The 20,746-nt window shown below is 68.8% G+C and carries 23 protein-coding genes; 18 read left to right on the top strand and 5 right to left on the bottom strand.

The window, feature by feature from the left end:
• Positions 1 to 81: 81 nt before the first annotated feature.
• Positions 82 to 1,824 (bottom strand): dolichyl-phosphate-mannose--protein mannosyltransferase, encoded by a 1,743-nt coding sequence (locus tag OG734_RS18400; protein WP_330288592.1) that lies wholly within the window; start codon positions 1,822 to 1,824, stop codon positions 82 to 84.
• Positions 1,825 to 1,886: 62 nt separating this feature from the next.
• Here OG734_RS18400 and rsmI point away from each other — a divergent pair, with 62 nt between their 5' ends.
• The 4 genes from rsmI (at position 1,887) to OG734_RS18380 (ending at position 5,799) form a co-directional block, all read left to right on the top strand.
• Positions 1,887 to 2,783: a 16S rRNA (cytidine(1402)-2'-O)-methyltransferase gene (rsmI, locus tag OG734_RS18395; RefSeq protein ID WP_330288591.1), complete on the top strand. Its 897-nt coding sequence runs from the start codon at positions 1,887 to 1,889 to the stop codon at positions 2,781 to 2,783.
• A 177-nt stretch (positions 2,784 to 2,960) separates the two neighbouring features.
• On the top strand, positions 2,961 to 3,359 hold the full coding sequence (locus tag OG734_RS18390; protein ID WP_330288590.1) for a hypothetical protein: 399 nt from the start codon (positions 2,961 to 2,963) through the stop codon (positions 3,357 to 3,359).
• A 65-nt stretch (positions 3,360 to 3,424) separates the two neighbouring features.
• Positions 3,425 to 4,303 (top strand): TatD family hydrolase, encoded by an 879-nt coding sequence (locus OG734_RS18385; protein WP_330288589.1) that lies wholly within the window; start codon positions 3,425 to 3,427, stop codon positions 4,301 to 4,303.
• Positions 4,304 to 4,407: 104 nt separating this feature from the next.
• Positions 4,408 to 5,799, top strand: coding sequence for a ubiquitin-like domain-containing protein (locus tag OG734_RS18380; RefSeq protein ID WP_330288588.1), 1,392 nt, complete (start codon positions 4,408 to 4,410; stop codon positions 5,797 to 5,799).
• 27 nt (positions 5,800 to 5,826) lie between these two features.
• On the opposite strand, the gene OG734_RS18375 is transcribed toward OG734_RS18380, so the two are convergent.
• Complete coding sequence (locus OG734_RS18375) at positions 5,827 to 6,291, bottom strand: ATP-binding protein (protein WP_330288587.1); 465 nt, start codon at positions 6,289 to 6,291, stop codon at positions 5,827 to 5,829.
• Between the two features lie 226 nt (positions 6,292 to 6,517).
• Here OG734_RS18375 and OG734_RS18370 point away from each other — a divergent pair, with 226 nt between their 5' ends.
• The 7 genes from OG734_RS18370 to OG734_RS18340 all read left to right on the top strand — a co-directional run bounded on the left by OG734_RS18370 (position 6,518) and on the right by OG734_RS18340 (position 10,182).
• Entirely contained in the window at positions 6,518 to 7,369 is an 852-nt protein-coding gene (locus OG734_RS18370; protein ID WP_330288586.1) for a helix-turn-helix domain-containing protein, read from the top strand.
• Between the two features lie 8 nt (positions 7,370 to 7,377).
• Complete coding sequence (locus tag OG734_RS18365) at positions 7,378 to 7,578, top strand: DUF397 domain-containing protein (protein ID WP_330288585.1); 201 nt, start codon at positions 7,378 to 7,380, stop codon at positions 7,576 to 7,578.
• Positions 7,575 to 7,775: a DUF397 domain-containing protein gene (locus OG734_RS18360; protein ID WP_330288584.1), complete on the top strand. Its 201-nt coding sequence runs from the start codon at positions 7,575 to 7,577 to the stop codon at positions 7,773 to 7,775. Before OG734_RS18365 ends, OG734_RS18360 begins: the two co-directional genes overlap by 4 nt.
• Positions 7,772 to 7,981, top strand: coding sequence for a DUF397 domain-containing protein (locus OG734_RS18355; protein WP_330288583.1), 210 nt, complete (start codon positions 7,772 to 7,774; stop codon positions 7,979 to 7,981). Before OG734_RS18360 ends, OG734_RS18355 begins: the two co-directional genes overlap by 4 nt.
• Positions 7,982 to 8,018: 37 nt before the next feature.
• On the top strand, positions 8,019 to 8,561 hold the full coding sequence (locus tag OG734_RS18350) for a hypothetical protein (RefSeq protein ID WP_330288582.1): 543 nt from the start codon (positions 8,019 to 8,021) through the stop codon (positions 8,559 to 8,561).
• A 99-nt stretch (positions 8,562 to 8,660) separates the two neighbouring features.
• A complete protein-coding gene (locus OG734_RS18345) occupies positions 8,661 to 9,263 on the top strand; it encodes an isochorismatase family protein (protein WP_330288581.1) in 603 nt (200 codons plus the stop codon).
• A gap of 10 nt (positions 9,264 to 9,273) precedes the next feature.
• The gene (locus tag OG734_RS18340) at positions 9,274 to 10,182 is read left to right on the top strand and encodes a GlxA family transcriptional regulator (protein WP_330288580.1); all 909 of its coding nucleotides are present in this window, start codon (positions 9,274 to 9,276) and stop codon (positions 10,180 to 10,182) included.
• A 157-nt stretch (positions 10,183 to 10,339) separates the two neighbouring features.
• On the opposite strand, the gene OG734_RS18335 is transcribed toward OG734_RS18340, so the two are convergent.
• Positions 10,340 to 11,425 (bottom strand): helix-turn-helix domain-containing protein, encoded by a 1,086-nt coding sequence (locus tag OG734_RS18335; RefSeq protein ID WP_330288579.1) that lies wholly within the window; start codon positions 11,423 to 11,425, stop codon positions 10,340 to 10,342.
• A gap of 582 nt (positions 11,426 to 12,007) precedes the next feature.
• Here OG734_RS18335 and OG734_RS18330 point away from each other — a divergent pair.
• Complete coding sequence (locus tag OG734_RS18330; RefSeq protein ID WP_330288578.1) at positions 12,008 to 12,490, top strand: hypothetical protein; 483 nt, start codon at positions 12,008 to 12,010, stop codon at positions 12,488 to 12,490.
• A 173-nt stretch (positions 12,491 to 12,663) separates the two neighbouring features.
• Here OG734_RS18330 and OG734_RS18325 read toward each other — a convergent pair whose 3' ends face one another.
• Entirely contained in the window at positions 12,664 to 13,560 is an 897-nt protein-coding gene (locus OG734_RS18325) for a LysR family transcriptional regulator (protein ID WP_330288577.1), read from the bottom strand.
• A 106-nt stretch (positions 13,561 to 13,666) separates the two neighbouring features.
• Here OG734_RS18325 and OG734_RS18320 point away from each other — a divergent pair, with 106 nt between their 5' ends.
• Together OG734_RS18320 and OG734_RS18315 are read left to right on the top strand one after the other, a co-directional pair.
• Positions 13,667 to 14,566: an alpha/beta fold hydrolase gene (locus OG734_RS18320; RefSeq protein ID WP_330288576.1), complete on the top strand. Its 900-nt coding sequence runs from the start codon at positions 13,667 to 13,669 to the stop codon at positions 14,564 to 14,566.
• Between the two features lie 75 nt (positions 14,567 to 14,641).
• A complete protein-coding gene (locus tag OG734_RS18315; protein ID WP_330288575.1) occupies positions 14,642 to 15,439 on the top strand; it encodes a class I SAM-dependent methyltransferase in 798 nt (265 codons plus the stop codon).
• A 57-nt stretch (positions 15,440 to 15,496) separates the two neighbouring features.
• Here the strand turns inward: OG734_RS18315 and OG734_RS18310 are convergent, their stop codons facing one another.
• The gene (locus OG734_RS18310; protein ID WP_330288574.1) at positions 15,497 to 15,907 is read right to left on the bottom strand and encodes a VOC family protein; all 411 of its coding nucleotides are present in this window, start codon (positions 15,905 to 15,907) and stop codon (positions 15,497 to 15,499) included.
• 489 nt (positions 15,908 to 16,396) lie between these two features.
• Between OG734_RS18310 and rsmA the strand changes: the two genes are divergently transcribed.
• The 4 genes from rsmA to OG734_RS18290 all read left to right on the top strand — a co-directional run bounded on the left by rsmA (position 16,397) and on the right by OG734_RS18290 (position 20,631).
• Positions 16,397 to 17,296: a 16S rRNA (adenine(1518)-N(6)/adenine(1519)-N(6))-dimethyltransferase RsmA gene (gene rsmA, locus OG734_RS18305; protein ID WP_330288573.1), complete on the top strand. Its 900-nt coding sequence runs from the start codon at positions 16,397 to 16,399 to the stop codon at positions 17,294 to 17,296.
• Positions 17,293 to 18,192 (top strand): 4-(cytidine 5'-diphospho)-2-C-methyl-D-erythritol kinase, encoded by a 900-nt coding sequence (locus OG734_RS18300; RefSeq protein ID WP_330288572.1) that lies wholly within the window; start codon positions 17,293 to 17,295, stop codon positions 18,190 to 18,192. The genes rsmA and OG734_RS18300 overlap by 4 nt, the downstream gene beginning before the upstream one ends.
• Positions 18,193 to 18,432: 240 nt before the next feature.
• Positions 18,433 to 19,605, top strand: a complete 1,173-nt coding sequence (locus OG734_RS18295) for a peptidoglycan recognition protein family protein (protein ID WP_330288571.1) — start codon at positions 18,433 to 18,435, stop codon at positions 19,603 to 19,605.
• A 246-nt stretch (positions 19,606 to 19,851) separates the two neighbouring features.
• The gene (locus OG734_RS18290; protein ID WP_330288570.1) at positions 19,852 to 20,631 is read left to right on the top strand and encodes an MHYT domain-containing protein; all 780 of its coding nucleotides are present in this window, start codon (positions 19,852 to 19,854) and stop codon (positions 20,629 to 20,631) included.
• The last annotated feature ends 115 nt before the right edge of the window (positions 20,632 to 20,746 follow it).

The following is a 20,746-nucleotide window of genomic DNA, read 5'->3' as shown; positions in this document are numbered from 1 at the left end:
GCTTGAGGGGCCGCTGTGAGGGGAGTTTCCGTCTCTTGTCCCAAGAGTGACCAGAGTGACAGGAGCGAATGGATCCAGTTACTAGACCCAGGTGTCCAGCCACATACGTGAACGCCAGGAATCGATGGGAATCGCCGTCCCCGTGTACAGAGGCCAGAAATAGATGAAGTTCCACGCGATCAGCAGCACCAGCACGCCCGCGCCCGCCGCCCCCGCGACCCGGCGTCGTTCGCTCGAACCCGGTGGACCGACGATCGCGCCGATCATCATCGCCACGGCCAGGCACAGGAAGGGCAGGAAGACGATCGCGTAGAAGAAGAAGATCGTGCGCTCCTGGTACATGAACCAGGGGAGATAGCCCGCCGCGATCCCGCAGGCGATGGCCCCCGCCCGCCAGTCGCGCCGGAACAGCCAGCGGTACAGGATGTACAGGACCGCGAAGCAGGCCGCCCACCACAGGAGGGGCGTGCCGAGGGCCAGGACCTCGCGGGCGCACTGCTGGCCGGCGTCGGTGGGGCAGCCGCCCTTGCCGGGTTCGGGGGCCTCGTAGAAGAACGAGACCGGGCGGCCCAGGACGAGCCAACTCCACGGGTTCGACTGGTAGTTGTGCGGGGTGTGCAGGCCCACGTGGAACTCGTACACCATGTGCTCGTAGTGCCAGAGGCTGCGCCACCAGTCCGGGAACAGCCACGACCAGCTGCTGCCCTTGCCCTGGGTCGCCGCCCAGTTGCGGTAGTAGCCGCCGGTGCCGTTCGACGGGGAGAGGATCCAGGCCGTCCAGGACAGCACGTACGTGAAGACGGCGACCGGGACCGTCGCCAGGAACGCCCAGCCCAGGTCGCGCTTGAGGACCGCTTCGTACGGGTGGCGGGCGCCGGCGACCTTGCGGGAGCCGATGTCCCACAGCACCGCCATCACACAGAACGCGGCCAGTATGTACAGGCCGTTCCACTTCGTACCGATGGCCAGGCCCAGCATCAGGCCTGCCGTCCAGCGCCAGGGGCGCACGCCGAGGCGCGTCGTCTCGGCGGTGTGCGCGTCCGGTCGTACGACACCGTCCGCGTCCGGCGGGAGCGCCGCCGCCAGCCGTTCGCGGGCCTTGTCGCGGTCGATGACCAGGCAGCCGAAGGCGGCGAGGACGAAGAACTGGAGGACGCCGTCGAGCAGCGAGGTACGGCTCATCACGAAAGCCAGGCCGTCCACCGCCATCAGCGCGCCCGCCAGGCAGCCCAGGAAGGTGGAGCGGAAGATACGGCGGCCGACGCGGCACAGGATCAGGACCGACAGCGTGCCCAGCAGCGCCGTCATGAAGCGCCAGCCGAACGGGTTGAACCCGAACATCCATTCGCCGAGCCCGATGACGTACTTGCCGACGGGCGGATGCACGACATAGGCCGGGTCCGTCGGGATCGGCACGTGCCCGTCGGTGTTCAGGATCAGGTTGTTGACGTCCTTGTCCCAGTTGACCTCGAAGCCGCGGTGGATGATGCCCCACGCGTCCTTCGCGTAGTACGTCTCGTCGAACATCACCCGCTTCGGACTGCCCAGGTCCCAGAAGCGCAGCACGCCCGCCAGCAGTGTCACCAGCAGCGGACCGCCCCAGCCCGACCAGCGCGTGATCCGGTCGGTGATGGTCGGCGGCAGTCCGAGGGTCGCCCACAGTTGGGGGCTCGGCTCGGTGTACGGCGGCACCAGCCGGTCCCTGACGTCGCTTCTCGGCTTCGCCGTGTATCCGTAGCGGCGCAGCCGCTGCTGCCACGACGGCCGCTGCTCTGGCGAGGATGAGCTTTGCCGGATATCCGTGGAGGGCGCGGTACTGGTCACCGCGCCATCGTAGGGAACAGCGCTGTGTGCGTCCCGTGGAAGGGCCCTGCGAGGATGGAAACGTGACAGGAACCTTGGTTTTGGCAGGCACGCCCATCGGCGACATCACGGACGCGCCGCCCCGGCTCGCGGCGGAGTTGGCGGGCGCCGACGTCATCGCGGCCGAGGACACCCGGCGGCTGCGCCGGCTCACCCAGGCGCTCGGGGTGCAGCCCAAGGGGCGGGTGGTGTCGTACTTCGAGGGCAACGAGGCCGCGCGCACCCCGGAACTGGTCGAGGCGCTGCTCGGCGGCTCGCGGGTGCTGCTGGTGACGGACGCGGGCATGCCGTCGGTGTCCGACCCTGGGTACCGGCTGGTCGCCGCCGCCGTGGAGAAGGACATCAAGGTGACGGCCGTACCCGGCCCGTCCGCCGTGCTCACCGCGCTCGCGCTCTCCGGGCTGCCCGTCGACCGGTTCTGCTTCGAGGGCTTCCTGCCGAGAAAGGCCGGCGAACGCCTCTCCCGGCTCCGGGAGGTGGCTGAGGAACGCCGCACACTCGTCTACTTCGAGGCCCCGCACCGCCTCGACGACACCCTCGCCGCCATGTCCGAGGTGTTCGGCACGGACCGCCGGGCCGCCGTCTGCCGGGAGTTGACGAAGACGTACGAGGAGATCAAACGCGGTCCGCTGGCCGAGCTGGCGGAATGGGCGGCGGAGGGCGTACGGGGTGAGATCACCGTCGTCGTCGAGGGCGCCCCCGAGAAGGACGGCGGGGAGCTCGGCGCCGAGGAACTGGTGCGGCGGGTGCGGGTGCGCGAGGAGGCGGGGGAGCGGCGCAAGGAGGCCATCGCGGCCGTTGCGGCGGAGGTGGGGCTGCCCAAGCGGGAGGTGTTCGACGCGGTGGTGGCCGCGAAGAACGCGGAGAAGTCCGCGGGCGCGGGGAGCGCGACGGGGAGTGCGACGCCCGTCACGCCATAAGGGGGCAAAGGGGGATGACGGAAGGCAAAGCCCAGACCTCGGATCCGGGCTGTTCCCACAAGGAATGGCCAAGACGCCTTCAACAGTCGACAGGTCGGATGCCTTCACGCCGGTAGAGGCGTCCACTGGTTCACAGGGACGCTTCCGTCCTTTGTCCAGCGGACAAGAGGAGCTGGCATGAGCGAGATCACCGGCCACCGCAGCACGGCCACCGCCGTCGTTCACGAGTCGTATTCCTTCGCCTGCATGCGCTGCGGGCACGGCTGGGAACAGTCGTACGAGATCGAGCACCACATCGACACCGAGGGCACCGAGATGGTCATGTACGTGGCGGACGGCCGCGTCGTACCGTCCCCGCTGACCCGGCCCACCTGCCAGAACTGCGACAACCACGTGGTGCGCATCATGCGCGCGGGGCAGGTTTCGTCGGTACAGAACTCGATGCAGCGGCAGCGCTCGGCGGCCAAGGCGGCAGTCCCGGACACGGGCGCCGCCGCGGAGCCCGGGGCGCCGAAGGAAGACCACCACTGGCACCTCTCGGATCTCCTGCACCCCTTCCACCGCAAGGCGAGTTAGCTCCCCCTGGCTCCCCGGGACAGGCAGGCATGCCCCCTTCTGCGGACCCTTCGTAGGATCGGGGCATGTCTGCCAAGTCCCAAACGTCCTCAGCGCCGCCGCTGCCCGCACCCCTACGGGTGGCGGTCGCCGATTCCCACACCCACCTCGACATGCAGTCCGGCACCGTCGCGGAAGGCCTCGCCAAGGCCGCGTCGGTCGGGGTGACGACGGTCGTCCAGGTCGGCTGCGACATCAAGGGCTCCCGGTGGGCGGCCGAGACGGCGGCCACGTACGAGAGCGTCCACGCGACCGTCGCCCTGCACCCGAACGAGGCGCCCCGTATCGTCCACGGCGATCCCGACGGCTGGTCCCGGCAGGGCGCGCGGGTGCCCGGCGGAGACGCGGCCCTCGACGAGGCGCTCGCGGAGATCGACCGGCTGGCCGGGCTCCCGCAGGTCAAGGGCGTAGGGGAAACGGGACTGGACTACTTCCGTACCGGGCCCGAGGGAAAGGCGGCCCAGGAGCGGTCCTTCCGGGCGCACATCGAGATCGCCAAGCGGCACGGCAAGGCGCTCGTCATCCACGACCGGGACGCGCACGCCGACGTCCTGCGGGTCCTGAAGGAAGAGGGCGCCCCCGACCGCACCGTCTTCCACTGCTACTCCGGGGACGCGGAGATGGCCGAAGTCTGCGCCGCGAACGGCTACTTCATGTCCTTCGCCGGCAACATGACCTTCAAGAACGCCCAGCCACTGCGCGACGCGCTCGCCGTGGCCCCCCTGGAACTGGTCCTCGTCGAGACGGACGCGCCCTTCCTCACCCCCGCGCCGTACCGGGGCCGGCCCAACGCGCCCTACCTCATCCCGGTCACCCTGCGGGCGATGGCCGAGGTGCGCGGCATCGACGAGGACACACTGGCGACGGCCATCGCTACGAACACCGCACGCGCCTTCGATTACTGACCCGCGCGGACGTGCGTTGACGCTCCGTAGCCGCGTCGCTTTGGAGAGTGACGGCCGCTCCGCTAGGTTCTGGTGCCCGTCGCCGGAACCTGGAGCGTGTCGTCGTGAGCAGCTCGCCGTACGAGACGTACAGCCCCGCAAGCGGGCCACAGTCGCAGTCCTTCGAAGAGCCGTTGCTCGAAGAGTCGTTGTACGGGGGGTACGACCCGCACACCGCCGAGACGGTGGCGTACGGGGTGCCGTACGAGGACACGTACCGCCCCGCCTACGAGCCCCAGGCATCGCAGCTGCCGCCTACGCTCCCTCTCCCTCTCACTCTGCCTCTCCCTCTGCCTCTGCAGCAGGCGGCGGGCGGACGGGCCCACGAGCGGCGGGCGGCCAGGCGCCGCAAGGGATCCGAACGGCCGGACGCCATCCGGCGGTTGCTGCCCCAAGCCCTCGTCGTGGCGTTCCTCGCGGGCGGTACGACGGCCTTCGTCGCCGAGGACAAGGCGATCGAGCTGAGCGTCGACGGCAAGCCGCGCACCCTGCACACCTTCGCCGACGACGTGACCGAACTGCTGGCCGACGAGGGGGTCGCGGTGGGCGCCCACGACGTCGTCGCCCCCGCGCCGGGCACCGCACTGGCCAGCGGCGACGAGGTCCGCGTCCACTACGGGCGACCCCTGCGGATCACTCTGGACGGTGAACGGCGTGAGCTGTGGACGACGGCACACACGGTGGAGGAAGCACTCAGGCAGCTCGGGGTGCGAGCGGAGGGCGCGTACCTGTCGCTCGCGCGCTCCCAGAAGATCGACAGGCAAGGGCTCACCATCGACGTCCGCACCGAGCGCACGGTGACGATCATGGCGGACGGGCGGGCCCGCACGATCCGCACGAACGCGGCGACGGTCGGCGAGGCGGTGACGGAGGCCGGGATCACGCTGCGCGGCGAGGACATGATCTCGGTGGCAGCCGCGAGCTTCCCGCGCGACGGTCAGACGGTGACGGTGCTGCGGGTGACGGGCTCGAAGGAGGTGCACGAGGAGGCGATCCCCTTCGACGTCCGGCGCACCCAGGACGCGTCCCTGTTCAAGGGCACGGAGGTCGTCGACCAGGCGGGCCGCCCGGGCCTGCGCCGGGTCACCTTCGCCATCCGCGCGGTCAACGGCGTGAAGCAGAAGCCACGCCGGGTGCGTACGGAGGTGGTGCGCGAGCCCCGGGCCCAGCTGGTGAGGGTCGGCTCGAAACCCAGGCCGACCTCGGTTCAGGGGGCGGACCATCTGGACTGGGGTTCGCTGGCGGCCTGCGAGTCCGGGGGGCGCCCGAACGCGGTGGACTCGTCCGGTACGTACGGCGGCCTGTACCAGTTCGACACGCGGACCTGGCAGAGCCTGGGCGGCTCCGGGCGCCCCCAGGACGCGACAGCCACGGAGCAGACGTTCCGCGCGAAGAGGCTGTATGTGAAGCGGGGGGCGGGGCCTTGGCCGCATTGTGGGGGGCGGTTGCATGGGTGAGCCGCTCTTCGTCGGCTTCGGCTTCCGCTAGGCGCAGGCGCTGACCCCGGTGGAGAGTTCGCACCATACGAACTTGCCTCGGTTCCCGAACCGTGACAGGGGCTGCCACCCCCAGAGGTCGGAACAGGCCCGCACCATTCCGAGCCCGCGCCCGTCCTCCGATTCGATGAGCTGACCCAACTCCTGCGGTGGCTCGGGTGGTTGGGGATCGGCGTCCCAGGCTCCGATGCGCAGTACGTCGGCCGACCAGCGGACGCGTAGGGCGGCGGGGCCCTTGGTGTGCCGTACGGCGTTGGACACCAACTCGGTGGCGAGGAGCTCGGCGGTGTCGACGAGGCCGATCAGTCCGTGCAGGGTGAGGATCAGGCGGAGGGTGCGGCGGCTGACGGTGACGGCGCGGAGGTCGTTGGGGATGTAGAGGGAGTACTCCCAGGAGTCCGATTCGCACTGGGGCTCGGGCTGGGGCTGGGTTTCCTTCTTGGTTTCGGGCATGCGTCAACTCCCGGTTGGTGGTGGGGGGTTGCGGTCGGCGGGCGGTGGCATGCCGCAGCCGTCGTGGCAGGACGGCGTGGTGCGCTTCCGGGGGTCCCGGCGTTCCGCAGGGTGTGCGTCGCGTCACTGACGGTAGGGCCATAATTTGGGACCACGCAAGTCGTTGTCATAATCTGCCCTCGAATGAGGTCCCGGCACCAAGGCCGTTGGGCGCAAGGAGAAATGCATGGCACGCAGAAAGCAACCCACGGCGCGCCAGGAGCGTCTGGGTTCCGAGCTGCGAAAACTGCGCGAGGCCGCAGGACTCAAGGGGCTCGAAGCCGCCGCGCTACTTGGCACCGACTCGGCCCAGATCAGCCAGATCGAGTTCGGCACAGCAGGTGTGAGCGAGGATCGCGTACGACGGCTCGCGGCGCAGTACTCGTGTACTGACGAGGCGCTGATCGAAGCCTTGGTGGTGATGGCGACCGACCGGACGCACGGCTGGTGGGAGGAGTATCGGGGCCTGCTGCCTACGTCCTTCCTCGACCTGTCCGAGTTGGAGTACCACGCCAACTACCGGTGGGACGTGGACCTTCTGCACGTCCCTGGGCTGCTCCAGACGGAGGACTGCGCACGTGCGCTCTTTTCGAGCCGCGTTCCCGAACTCCTCGAGAGTGAGCTGGAGTTGCGCGTCCGGCATCGCATGCAGCGGCGCGCCCTCTTCGAGGGCGCTCATCCAGTCCGGTACACAGCGCTGATCCACGAGGCAGCGCTGCGTATCAAAGTCGGCGGCCGTGCTGCCATGCGGGTCCAGCTTGCCCGCATTCTGGAACTCTCCGACGCCGAACACATCACCGTGCGCGTCATCCCCTTCGACCTGGACAGCTTCGCCGACACCGGAAGCGCCATGCTGTACGTGGGTGGTGCTGTTCCGAAACTGGACACTGTGGTGCGCGATGCCCCTCACGGCGCGGTCCTCATTGATTCCGAGGCTCAACTCAGCGTCTTCCGAACACACTTCCGTAGAGTGGAGGGGGTGGCACTCGGCCCAGACCGGTCGCGTGACCTCATCCATAGGCTGGCGACGGAGCTGTGAGGCATTCCATGGACACCCTCGGCAACTGGCGGAAGTCGTCCTACTCCGGCGGCGGCGATGGCAACGGCTGCGTGGAGATCGCCAACTCGCGCGCTCGCATAGCCGTCCGCGACTCCAAGATCCCGGACCGAGCGTCCCTCACCTTCCCCACCGGAGCTTTCGCACCCTTCGTCGAGGCCCTCAAGTCACCTGCGGCACACCTCCGGTGACCGCCCCCACCACCTGGCGGAAGTCGTCCTACTCCGGCGGCGGCCAGGGCGACGCCTGCATCGAAATTGCGCATCGCCGCGCTCGCATAGCCGTCCGCGACTCCAAGACCCCGTCCCGAGCGTCCCTCACGTTCCCGACTGGAGCCTTCACCGGCTTCGTCGAGGCGCTCAAGTCGCCCACGGGGCACCCCCAGTGACCACCCCCGGTTCTTGGTCGAGGTCGTCCTACTCGGGCTCCGGCGACGGCAACGCCTGCGTCGAAATAGCAGACCATCGCGCGCAAGTAGCCGTACGAGACTCCAAGGACCCTGCCCGCGGCACCCTCACCTTTCCCGCCGGCACCTTCGCCCCCTTCGTCGAGTCCCTCAAGTCGCCCACCCGCGAAGCTCGTTCCGCACCTTGAACTCGTGGGCCTCTCGTCCACACCTACATTTCCGCGCATGATCTCCCTGGACGATCCGCGCTGGCGTGCCCTCGACCACCGAGGTTGGCCCGACGGGCAGGGTGCGCAGGACGCCCCTTTCGTCCCGGACGAGTTGCGGTACCTGGCAGCCCACCCCACCTCCGGTGGGCGGTTCAACGACCTGTGGCCCTACCTGTGCTCCGAGGGCACCGCCTGGCCGGCCGCATACGCCTCGGTGCCTCATCTGGTCACCATCGCGCGCGGGCTTCCCGCCGCCCAGCGCGATGACTATCTCTACGTCATCGGTCTCGTCGCCATCTGTTCCGGCGGACTCGGAGAGGTCCCGGACGATCTGCCCGACGACATCGCGGACGCCTACCGAAACGCCCTCCCCGAGGCCCTGACCCTCCTCGCGGAAACGCTGGCCACGGCGGAGCACGACCAGATCATGACCCGTTACCTGCTCGCCGCCATGGCGGCGCTCAAAGGGCACCCCGAATACGCCGAGATACTCAACGACCTCGATGTCTACGCCGAATGCCAGTCCTGCGGCAAACCCATGCTCGAACTGCCGGAGTAGCCGCGTCCGCAACCCTCAGGTGTCAGCTGACCGGATCGGTCCGCTTCGGGACCCGATGAGGCCTGTCACCGCACCCTCCGTATGGCTGAGGCTTGGGGCATGACCCGAGCACTGATCGTCATCGATGTCCAGGAATCCTTCCGCGCCGGTCCGCTGTGGGAGACGATCTCCGACCCGAAGATCGCAGACAAGGCGAACCGACTGGTCCGGCTCGCCCGCCGCGCCGGGGACCTGGTGGTGTGGGTACTGCACTCCGAGCCCGGCAGTGGTGGTGCCTTCGACCCGGCCCTCGGTCACGTCCGGCTCCTGGAGGAGCTGGAGCAGCCGGTGGACGGCGAGCCGCTGATCCACAAGACCTCGCACAACGCCTTCACCACCACCAACCTGCAACAACTCCTCACCGAGCACGGGGTCCGCAAACTCGCCGTATGCGGCATCCGCACCGAGCAGTGCGTGGAGACCACCGCCCGCGTGGCGAGCGACCTCGGTTACCAGGTCACCTTTGTCGTCGACGCGACCGCCACCAACCCCATCCCGCACCGCGGTGCCCCCGCCGGTCAGAGCGTCGCCGAACTGCTCGCCGATCCCCGCACCCTGCCCGCTGACGAGATCATCCGGCGCACCGAGTACGCCCTCGCCGGACGCTTCGCCACCATCGCGACGGTCGACGAGGTGGAGGCCGCGGCCGATCTTCCGGCATGATGACCGAATCGTGAGCCACATCGTCTTCTTCCTGGTGCCCGGAGTCCATCTGCTGGACCTGGCCGGCCCCGCGCAGGTCTTCTCCACGGCAGCCAACTTCGGGCACCCGTACGCCCTCACCTACGTCGCCGAGCAGCCGCAGGTCCCCACAGCCCAGGGGCTGCCCCTGGTGGCAGAGGTCGACTGGCCCGAACTCGGGCCCGAAGACCTGGTCGTGGTCCCCGGCTGGCGGGCCGTCACCCTGGCCGACTCACCCGCCATCGCCGACGCCTCCCTGCAGATCCTGCGGGACCACCACGCCAGGGGCGGAACGGTGGCCAGCGTCTGCGCCGGCGCAGAAGCACTCGGGCGGGCCGGCCTGCTCAAGGGCCGTCGCTGCACCACCCACCACGACGCGCAGGACGAGTTGGCTCTGCGCCACCCCGGCGCGATCGTCGTCCGCGACGTCCTGTTCACTGCCGACGACCGGGTGATCACCTCCGCCGGTATCGCCAGCGGCATCGACCTTGCCCTCCACCTCGTCGCTGGCCGGCACGGGTCTGCCGTCGCCGCCCAGGTCGCCCGGGACATGGTCGTATACACCCGTCGCAACGGCCATGAGCCGCAGACCAGCGCGATGTTCCGGCACCGGTCCCACCTCGACGACACCGTGCACCGCGTCCAGGACCTCATCGACACCCGCTTCGACCAACCGCTGCCACTGCCCGGCCTGGCCTCTGCCGTCGGCGTCAGCGAACGCACCCTCACCCGGCTCTTCAGTCGCGCCACCGGCCTCACTCCGCTGCGCTACCAGCAGACCCTGCGCCTGGAACGCGCCGAGCACCTCATCAGCCACGGCGCCACGGTCGACGCCGCCGCCCACTCGGTCGGCTTCGAGGACGCCCGCATGCTGCGCCGCCTGCGCACCCGGGCGGCCTGACGGGACATGGTGAGCGCAAGCGGCCGAGGTCGTCGTAGTCCCCGGGCTATCCGGCCCGTACAGGGACCTTGGCCCAGGGCGAGTCGTCTCCGCTGACCGCCGACTGACCGATTACTGGTCCTCATGAGTCGCGGTGTACGCCGTAGAACGGCGTCTGTCACTGTCGCTGTTGCGGAAGGGTCCATCCCGTCCAACCGGGGCGTGGCGGTTGCGCGATCAGATCGAGTTGGGGCTTGCTGCCGTTCGGCAAGGCCGCGCGTCCGGGCTTGGGTTGGCGGGCGTGGCGGCCTCGAGTGGCGGCGTGACTTCCTGTGATGTTGAAGTCCAGGAGGAGGAGATCAAGTGCGCGCACCTGTTCGCCGGCGCCTGCCTTCTCCAGGTGCTGTTGGGCTTCGCGTACGAGTCGCTCGATCTCTATCTTGGCGCGCATCTCCAGGCTGGCGCGCTGGGACGTCGCCTGCCGCACGGCTTGTTCGGCCTCGACCCGGAGTTGGTCTATGTCCTTGAGTGTCTTGTTCACTGACGCGTAGGTGTTGGCCCTGTGGTCTTTGGAGTGTTTTTCGGCGTTCTGTACCATTTCGCGAGCCGTGTCTTCCGCCTTCGCGATGATCGCGTCGGCACGACTGTGTGCCTCGGTGACTATCTCGTCGTGACGGCTCCGGCCTCGCAGTTCAAGCCGGGCGGCAGTGGCCGCCCCGTCCGCGATGATCGCGGCGGCTCGCTCCTCCGCTTCGGGAGCCCGTTCGTAGAGGAGGTGATACTCCTCCTGGGCCGTCTTCAGCAGGTTCAATGCGCGGCGTTCCAGGCGGGCTGCAGCCTGTATCCGGCGGCTCGCGCTGTCCTGCGCGGTGAGCGCCTGCGCGAAGACCACACCGGGTTGCTCGGTGAGTTCGCGCAGCTTTTTGTTCTCCAGCTCCAGGCGAGCAATTTGGGCTTGCGGTGAATCGCCGTCCCGCGCTGTCGCCCTGTGGAAGTCCTGTTCTGCCGCTCGCAGCCTCTGCAGTCGCTCACTCCATTGATCCGCGTCGCCCCCAAGAGCGGTGACGACGTCTCGGAGGAGGTCCTCGGCCGGCACCTTTTTGGCGTTGAACAACTCCGATAAACGAGGCTGGCTGTATCCGGACTTGTCGGCGAGCTGGGTGAGGGTGGGGTTGTCTGCCTGCTCACGGAGCTTGCGGAGGCTGATGCTGAAGGCCGTCAGGGGGCGCCCGTCGTCCTCCAAGACGTTCATCTTGCGCCCCACGGGCCCCCCTCGTTGCATAGTCCACTGACAGACCGTCATTCTTTCGGCAGAGCATCCGAATAATCCAATTGATCTTGGAGACCCCGAGTCGGTACTTCAACTCTGGAATATCTTCACGTCGTTCACTGCACGTTCGAACGACGAATTCCGGATGATCTAGATGATCGATAATCGATCAGATACCAAGCGCCCGCTCAGCCCCAAGTTCGCCGTTGCCCCGAAGGGGAATATCGCGTTTGGTTTGAACATGCACTGAGGTCTTGACTTGAAGAGAACCTCTGCAACCGCGAAGGCGCGGTCTCCTCGTCCCGTACAGGGGGGTCCATCACCCCCGGAACCCCCGACACAGACACCTGGGGAAGGCCGTACTCGAAATGCCGATGGCCCCGAACTCGATCGGGTCCGGGGCCAGGCCCTGCGCCGACTGTGCGGCGCGGCGAGAAACGACCAACAGCCTCAGTAGGGATGCCCTGCCAGGAAGCCCTGCTGAAGCGCCTTGCTTCTCTTCAAGGACAACTCATGATGCACTGCGCGGCTTCCCCGCTGGTGAAAATTGCGTATCGGCCATGCATCCGTGTGGCGTTGGGCAGTAACGCCCCCCAGGAGAGCTTCGACAGCACCTGGACGTGGACTGCCGCGATCGGCCTCGTCACGTTCCTGGTCACGACCTACTTCTCCGTCGATCAGCTGCGCAAGCGCAAGAAGGTCGCAGAGGCGAAACGGCTCAAGCCCGACTATGACCTGCTGGATGAAGTCGTCGTCGTGCTCGGCAAGCTGGAGGTGCTGCCGGCCCAGAAGGCCGACCTGGCCATGCTGAACGAGCTGCGCAGCCGGGTCAAGCAGGCGGAACGCCGTTCCCCCGATCTGCTGTTCGGTGAGATCGTCGCCCGTATCGACAGCTACCAGAAGGCTGTGCTGCCCGACTGCTTCGGTAAGAAGCTCGCGGGCAAGCGGGTCGGCCTGGATGAACTCCTGGAGTTGTCCAGGAAGCAGGGTGCCGCTCTGACGGAGATCAGGGTCGCGTGCGACGCGGTGCAGCTCGAAATCGACAGCCGTACCACCTGACGTGCACGTTCTGTGGGCAGCCGTCCTGACGGACGGCTGCCCACGGTTCACCCTCAAGTGGCCTGCGTAGGTTCCGGCATGAGCAGAGTCCTGGCTGGTTACGGCGAGACCGGCCGCGTGGGTCAGTACTCCAGTCCTGCGCCGAACGAAGAGTGTGAGCGCACATGATCGGGTCACGCGCGCTCGGCGATCCTGCCCGCGACCTCCACGGCGATCTCGATCGCCCGTGCCGCGAGCGGGGAGTGAGTGCGGTGTGCCTGCCAGAGCAGAAAGATCTCGCGGGGCGGGAGACCTGGCTTGAGGTCGTGGACGCGCAGCGACGCATCGGAGCCGATGTCGGCACTGTGGACGGCGAGTCGGGGCAGGATCGCCGAACCCAGGCCCGCGCGCACCATCGACAGCACCGTTTCGTTGCCCGCCGTGCGGCACACGAAGTGCGGTCGAACGCCGCGGCGGGCCAGCGCCTGCTCCATCCTGGCCTGGTCGCAGATCGGCGGGTGCGCCACCATCGGCGCTCCGTCGAGTCGGTCCGGGCGCACCGGACCGTCGGGGAAGGTGCCGGGGCGGGCCACCAACACGTAGGGATCGTCGAGCAGTTTGCGGTGTTCGACGTCGCCGTCGACGCGGCCGTCGAAGAACATCAGGTCGAGCTCATGGACTTGCGGCTGGTCGGTCTCCTCCTCGAACAGCCTGATGTCGCAGCCGGGGTGCTCGTCCCGAAGCGCGCGTACGACCAGCGGCAGGAACACGTTGGACACGCTCTGGAAGGTGCCGATGTCGACCCGGCCGTCACCTGCCTTGAACCGGTCGACGGCCGCAGCCATCACCTGCGCCTTCGCCAGCAGTTCGCGTCCGTGGGTCAGCACCACCGTGCCGAGTGGGGTGATCCGCACCGGCTTCGGCCCACCCGGCCGGTCGAACACGGCACCGCCGACGGCTTTCTCCAGAGCCGCGATCTGCTGACTCACCGTCGACTGGGTGTACCCGAGCCGCAGGGCCGCCCGCCCGAACGAGCCCTCGTCGGCCACGGCGGCCATCGTGGTGAGATGCCGCAGTTCAACGTCGGACATGAGCCCACCCCAGTTGGTCATTTAGCCATTGACATCGCCAAAGACGATTGACTTGATCGGAAACTATCGCTTTTGGCGATGACCTTCCAGGTCTAGCGTGGTGTTCATGACCGATCACCTTTCGCACGGCGAGCAGCTCGTCGAGATCGAGACCGAGATCGAGACCGAGATCGAAACCGAGACCGAGGCCGACGGTGTCGAGCTGTGCATCGAGACCTTCGGAAATCCCGCGAACCCGGCGATCCTGCTCATCGACGGGGCGACCGCCTCAATGCTGTGGTGGGAAACCGAGCTGTGCGAACAGATCGCGCGTGGCGACCGGTTCGTGATCCGCTACGACAACCGGGACACCGGCCGATCCACCAGCTACCCGCCAGGGCGGCCGGGCTACAGGTACACCGACCTGGCCGGGGACGCGCTCGGCATCCTGGACGCCCTGAACGTCGAGCGCGCACACGTCGTCTGCCGGTCCATGTCCGGCGGAATCGGGCTCATCCTCGGGGTGGACCACCCCGACCGGGCGGAGTCACTGACGTTCGTCTCCACCTCCACGGGCGAGGACGGCCTCCCGTCACCGTCGGACGAGCTCACCAGCACCACCCCCGCCGACCCGGACCCCGCCGATTCGGGCTCGGTGGTGGACTTCGTCGTCGCCTCGGCAAAGGCGTGCTCGGGCGGCTCGCCCTACTTCGACGAGGCCGCCATGCGCGCGCTGGTCGAGCGGGACGTGGCCCGCACGCACGACATGGCGTCCACCCTCGTCAACCACTACGCGATGAGCTTCGACGGTTCGTCCCGCGACTTCGCCTCCATCAAGGCGCCGACCCTGGTGGTGCACGGCGACCACGACCCGGTTCTCCCGCTCCCACACGGACACGCGCTGCGCGACGCGATTCCCGGCGCGACGCTGCTGATCCTGGAAGGCGCCGGACACGATCTGCCGAAGCCGCTGTGGGACGTGTTCGTCCCGGCTCTGCTCCAGCACACCGGAAGCGGCCGACGGTGACGCGGCTGCGGTCGGCGCTCCGGGTGCCGATCTTCCGGTAGACATCGACATTGACATCGATATCGAGAGGACCCGGTGACGGTAGTGCCCGACCTGTTCGACTACGACGCTGAACTGCGCCTGCACAACGAACTCTTCCGCGCCGCTGCCCGCGTCGGCTCTCGCGACCGTGTGCTCGACATCGGCTGTGGCACGGGCCAGACGACGCGGGAGGCGGCCCGCGCCGCCGTTCAGGGAAGCGCTGTGGGCGTCGATCTCTCCGCGCCCATGCTCGAACGGGCCCGCCGACTCAGCGACGACCAGGGACTGACCAACGTCACCTACCAGCAGGCCGACGCCCAGGTTCACCGCTTTCCACCGGCGCGTTTCGACCTCTGCATCAGCAGGTTCGGAACGATGTTCTTCGCCGACCCGGTCGCCGCGTTCACCAACATCGGGCGTGCTTTGCGCCCCGGGGCGCGCCTGGTACTGCTGGTCTGGCAAGAGCGCGACCGCAACGAGTGGGCCACCGCGATCCGCCAGACCCTCACCGCCGAATCAGCCGCACCAGCCGCACCACCCGTACCCCACGGTCCGGACCCGTTCTCCCTCGCCGACCCGACCGTCACGGAAGGCATCCTCGCGGCGGCCGGCTTCGCGGAAGTCAGCTTCACCGACGTACACGAGCCCGTCTACTACGGCCCGGACGGCGCCACCGCCTTCGACGCCGTGCTCCGCCTCTGGGAAGTCAGGGACCTGCTCGCCAACCTCGAGCCCACGGTGGCAGAGCAAGCCCGCACGCGGCTACGCACCACCCTCGACGCCCACACCACCACCGCCGGCGTGCACTTCGACTCGCACGCCTGGATCGTCACAGCTCGCCGCGGCCACTGACCGCCGCCGTTACTGACCACCGCCATTACAGCTGGGATGCCGACAACTCCCAGCGGACTACGGCACGTTGTCAGCCTGCTCGCGCAGCGCCAGCCATTCCTGCAGCTCGATCAGGTTCCCGTCCGGGTCCTCCAGGTAAGCGACCCGCATCCGGTCGCCCATCGGGCCCGGGTCCCGGATGAAATCCGCCCCTCGCGCGGTCAGTTCGGCGTGGGCGGCGTCCAGATCATCCATCCGCAGCACCACCAGCGCGCGGTATCCCTCCGGCTCGGCCCCCAACCGCTCCAGTACGTCGGCCATCTGCGCCCGGTCCTGCAGCGCGATCGCGGCGTGCCCGGTGTCGGGGCTGAGCTTGGCGTACGGGCCGTTCTCGGCCTCGAACTGCGGCTTGAGCCCGAGCACGTCCCGGTAGAAGCGGTAGACGGCGGGGAAGTCGGACACCAGCAGGCGTATCTGGGTGAGTTCCATGCCGAACTTTCTAGCCCAGTACCGGCTCCGGATTCCGGCCCGATCCCGATCTTTGGGTGAGCCTTGGCGGAGTTCACCGCGCACATTGAGTCGCACCTACACCTGACGGTCCCCTTGCCAGGCGATCGATGTCATCGCGGCCAGACCGCCATTTGCCAGGCCCTTGTAAGTCACTTTCCGGTCAGGGCCGACCTCGTGGGCGACGCGTCTCGCCAGCTCCGCGCCTTCGTGGAATTGCCGCTGCCATTCGTCTTCGTACCTACCTTCTTCCCGGTCTCGAACATGCCCACGCCAAGCACCCTGGGTGCAGCCACTGACAACGCCCCCGAGCTCACCCCGCACCGACTTGCCCCGGCGCCCGTTCCTCACCGGCGGCTGCCACCCCGGCACCGCACCACCGCGCACCGAGCACCGCGCACCGAGCACCGAGCCGCCCACCCCCAGGCCCGCCCGCACACCCCCACCCTCCACCCCCCGTACCCTGGACCCGTGAGTACCAGCCCCGCCTCCGATGCCCTTCTCGGTCCCGCTGATGTCCGTGAGCTGGCCGACGTCCTCGGCGTCCGGCCCACCAAGCAGCGCGGGCAGAACTTCGTGATCGACGCCAACACGGTCCGCCGTATCGTGCGCACCGCCGGTGTGCGGCCCGACGACGTGGTCGTCGAGGTCGGGCCTGGGCTCGGTTCGCTCACCCTCGCGTTGCTGGAGGCCGCCGACCGGGTCGTGGCCGTCGAGATCGACGACGTGCTCGCGGGCGCGCTGCCCGCCACCGTCGCCGCCCGGATGCCCGCCCGCGCCGACCGGTTCGCACTCGTGCACTCCGACGCCATGCGCGTCACCGAACTGCCGGGGCCCCCGCCCACCGCACTGGTCGCGAATCTGCCGTACAACGTCGCCGTGCCTGTGCTGCTGCACATGCTGGAGACGTTCCCGAGTATTGAGCGGACGCTCGTCATGGTGCAGGCGGAGGTCGCCGACCGGCTTGCCGCGCCGCCCGGGTCGAAGGTGTACGGCGTTCCGTCCGTGAAGGCCAACTGGTACGCAGAGGTCAAGCGGGCCGGTTCCATCGGGCGCAACGTCTTCTGGCCCGCGCCCAACGTCGACAGCGGGCTTGTTTCGCTCGTCCGGCGTGCCGAACCGTTGAAGACGACCGCCGCGCGGCGCGAGGTCTTCGCGGTTGTGGATGCCGCCTTCGCGCAGCGGCGCAAGACCCTGCGCGCCGCGCTCGCCGGCTGGGCCGGGTCGGCCGCCGCCGCCGAGACGGCCCTCGTCGCCGCCGGTGTCTCCCCGCAGGCCCGCGGCGAGTCCCTGAGCGTCGAGGAGTTCGTCCGCATCGCGGAGAACAAGGTCCAACAGCACACTGGTGATGAGGAGTCCGGGCAGCTGTGAGCGTGACGGTTCGGGTTCCCGCCAAGGTCAACGTCCAGCTCGCGGTGGGTGCCGCGCGTCCCGACGGATTCCACGACCTCGCCAATGTCTTCCTCGCCGTCGGCCTGTTCGACGAGGTGACCGTCACCCCTGCCGCTGAGCTGCGGGTCACCTGCGAAGGACCGGACGCGGCCCAAGTCCCCCTCGACGGTACGAATCTCGCCGCCCGCGCCGCTGTCGCGCTCGCCGAGCGGTACGGCCGTACGCCCGCCGTGCACATCCACATCGCCAAGGACATCCCCGTCGCCGGTGGGATGGCGGGCGGCAGTGCCGACGGCGCCGGTGCGTTGCTCGCCTGCGACGCGTTGTGGGGGACCGGGGCCTCGCGCGTCGAACTCCTCGACATCTGCGCCGAGTTGGGCAGTGACGTGCCCTTCAGTCTGGTGGGCGGGGCCGCGCTCGGGATCGGGCGCGGGGAGAAGCTGACGGTCCTGGAGACCGGCGGTACCTTCCACTGGGTGTTCGCGGTGGCGGAGCGCGGGCTGTCGACGCCGGCTGTCTTCCGGGAGTTCGACCGGCTGGTTGCGGTCGCGGACAGTGACGTCCCGATGCCCGTCGCCTCGCCGGAGCTGCTCGACGCGCTCGCCAAGGGCGACCCCGACGCGCTCGCCGCCACCGTCTCCAACGACCTCCAGCCTGCCGCTCTCTCCCTCTTCCCGGCCCTCGCCGACACCCTCGCCGCAGGTCGCGCGGCGGGTGCGCTGACCGCTCTGGTCTCGGGTTCCGGTCCGACGACGGCGTTTCTCGCCCGGGACGCGGTGGCCGCGCAGCATGTCGCGGAGGCGCTGTCGGCGTCCGGCACCTGTCGTGCCGTACGGGTGGCCGCAGGTCCGGTACCGGGCGCGAGTGTGCTGTAACAGCGCGTACGGAGAGTTACCCGGGGGTTACCCCATTTGTCCGACACCCACAGGGAATTCACCGTTCCTTGGCCTGGGTTGGGGCGGGTGGGCCGGAGGTGGCGAGTAGGGTCTTTTCAACTTCAAGCACTCGCCGTTCCGTCGCAGGGCTCATCCGCGTCACGAGTCCCATGAGTGCGTGCGGCGGCGTGGGGTCCCCCTTGAGTTGCCAACGCCCCCAGCACTTCGGAAGGCATCTCCGTGTCCGTACCTCCCCCCTCCTCACCCTCCCCGGCTCCGTCCCACCGCCGGAAGATCCCCCTCACCCGGCGCGGCATGATCGGCGCCGCGGGTGCCGTCGCCGTCGGCGGCGCGCTGACCCCGGTGGTCTTCGCGGCCACCAACGGTGAGGACTCCTCCTCCACCACGACGGACAGCGCGTCCGGGACGTCCGGCACTTCGGGTACCGAGCCGCAGAAGTTCCCGGCCACCCGTACCGAGGCCGCCACCGGCACCGCCGAGGCCAATGCGGCCTTCGCCATCTCGTACGTCGGTGTGCGCTGGAGCGGTACGGCTGGCGGTGCCGGGATCAAGTTCGCGGACGGTGCCGCCTCGCCCGGCAAGTGGCAGGAGCTGAGCGGCGGTTGCGCGACCGTCGAGGGCGGCGGCACGAAGCTGGTGGCGGCGGGGGACGCCACCGGGTACGAGCTGAAGCTGCCGGACGGCGTGAGCGTGAGCGGGGCGCAGTCGCTGGCGATCGACACGACGGGCGGGGCCGGCAAGACCTTCCGGGTGCCGACCGAGCCGACCCGGGTGCGTGGGGTGCAGTACCTGTCGCGGCCGGCGTGGGGCGCCGACGAGTCGAAGCGGTACAAGGACGGGAAGGTCAACTCGCCCGAGGTGTACTACCCGTTCCAGACGGTCACCGTCCACCACACGGACACCCCGAACGCCGACCCCGACCCGGCGTCGACCGTGCGCGGCATCTACGAGTACCACGCGATCACCCTCGACTGGGGTGACATCGGCTACCACTTCCTCATCGACGAGGCGGGCGACGTCTACGAGGGCCGCTACTCCGGCGACGACCTCGTCCCGGCCTTCGACAAGGACGGCAAGCTCGTCACCGCCTTCCACACCGGCGGCTTCAACTCCGGCAACCTCGGCATCGCCCTCATCGGCACGCTGGTCGACCAGCCGCCGACGGACGCGGCCAAGGCATCGCTGATCCGCCTGATCAAGGTGATCGCCCGCTTCAAGGGCCTGGACCCGCAGGCGAAGCTGACCTATGTGAACCCGGTCAACGGGGTCACGAAGGACGTCAACGCGATCAGCGGCCACCGCGACTGGCTGGCGACCGACTGCCCCGGCCAGACGATGTACGACCTCCTCGGCGAAGTCCGCACGGCCGTCGCCGCCGGCAAGTCCGCCTGACCACTGAAGGGCATCCGGGGGGCCGGCGACAAGTCGGCCCTTCGCTCATGAATATGCATAAATATGCAGATCACCTGTTAGGTACGTCACCGTAGCCGAATGTTAGTCAATCCACCCCATGGTCTCTTTCGCGCCATCTGTCGCATGGGAAGGGGTGGCATGATCAGCCATTCCCCGGTCCCTGTTACCGGCGGTACTACCTGGGTGCGGCCCCCTGCCCGCGCCTCGGGCGAGAGGAATTTCCCCATGGGCCACATGGACCACTTCAGTGCCGGATGGGTCACCCCCGTTCTCTCCTACGCGATGGCCTGTCTGGGCTCCGCGCTCGGACTGCGCTGCACCGTACGGGCGTTGGAATCGGACGGCGCCTCCAAGCGGAACTGGCTGACGCTGGCCTCGTTCGCGATCGGGTCCGGCATCTGGACCATGCACTTCGTCGCGATGATGGGCTTCAGCGTGGAGGGCACCCCCATCCGCTACGACGTCCCGCTCACCGTCCTCAGCCTCGTTGCCGCGATCGCCGTCGTCGCCGCCGGTGTCTTCACCGCCGGGTACGGCCGCTCCCGCGTCAGGTCGGTCATCCTGGGCGGCCTCGGCACGGGGCTCGGGGTCGCCGCGATGCACTACGCCGGCATGTACGCGCTCAACCTGCACGGCGACATCTCGTACGACCCGCTGCTCGTCGCCGCCTCCGTCGCGATCGCCGTCGTCGCCGCGACCGCCGCGCTGACGCTCACGCTGATCGTGCGCGGGCCCGTGCTTGCGACGATCGCCGCGCTGGTCATGGGGCTCGCGGTGAGCAGCATGCACTACACGGCGATGTTCGCGGTGGAGGTCACGCTCGCGCCCAGCAGCGCGGAGTTGCCGGGGGCCACGTCGACGGAGTTCCTGTTCCCGTTGGCCGTGCTGCTCGGGTCGTTCCTGTTCCTGGCGTCGGCGTATGTCGCGCTGTCGCCGACGGGGAAGCGGGAGGAAGCGGCGTTCGCGGCGGAGTTGCTCCGCGAGGTCGAGCTGTCCACGGCCTGATTTCGCCCCCGCCGCCCCTACCCGTCCCTCCCCCAGAGGGGGGACCCCCACTGAGGGCTCTGCCCCCAGACCCCCGTGTCGCGCTGAACGCGCTCGTCCTCAAACTCCCCCAGAG

The sequence above is a fragment of the Streptomyces sp. NBC_00576 genome, assembly GCF_036345175.1.
Lineage (GTDB): Bacteria > Actinomycetota > Actinomycetes > Streptomycetales > Streptomycetaceae > Streptomyces.
Note: the sequence above shows the minus strand (reverse complement) of the source record. Positions and strands in the feature narration are given on the sequence as shown.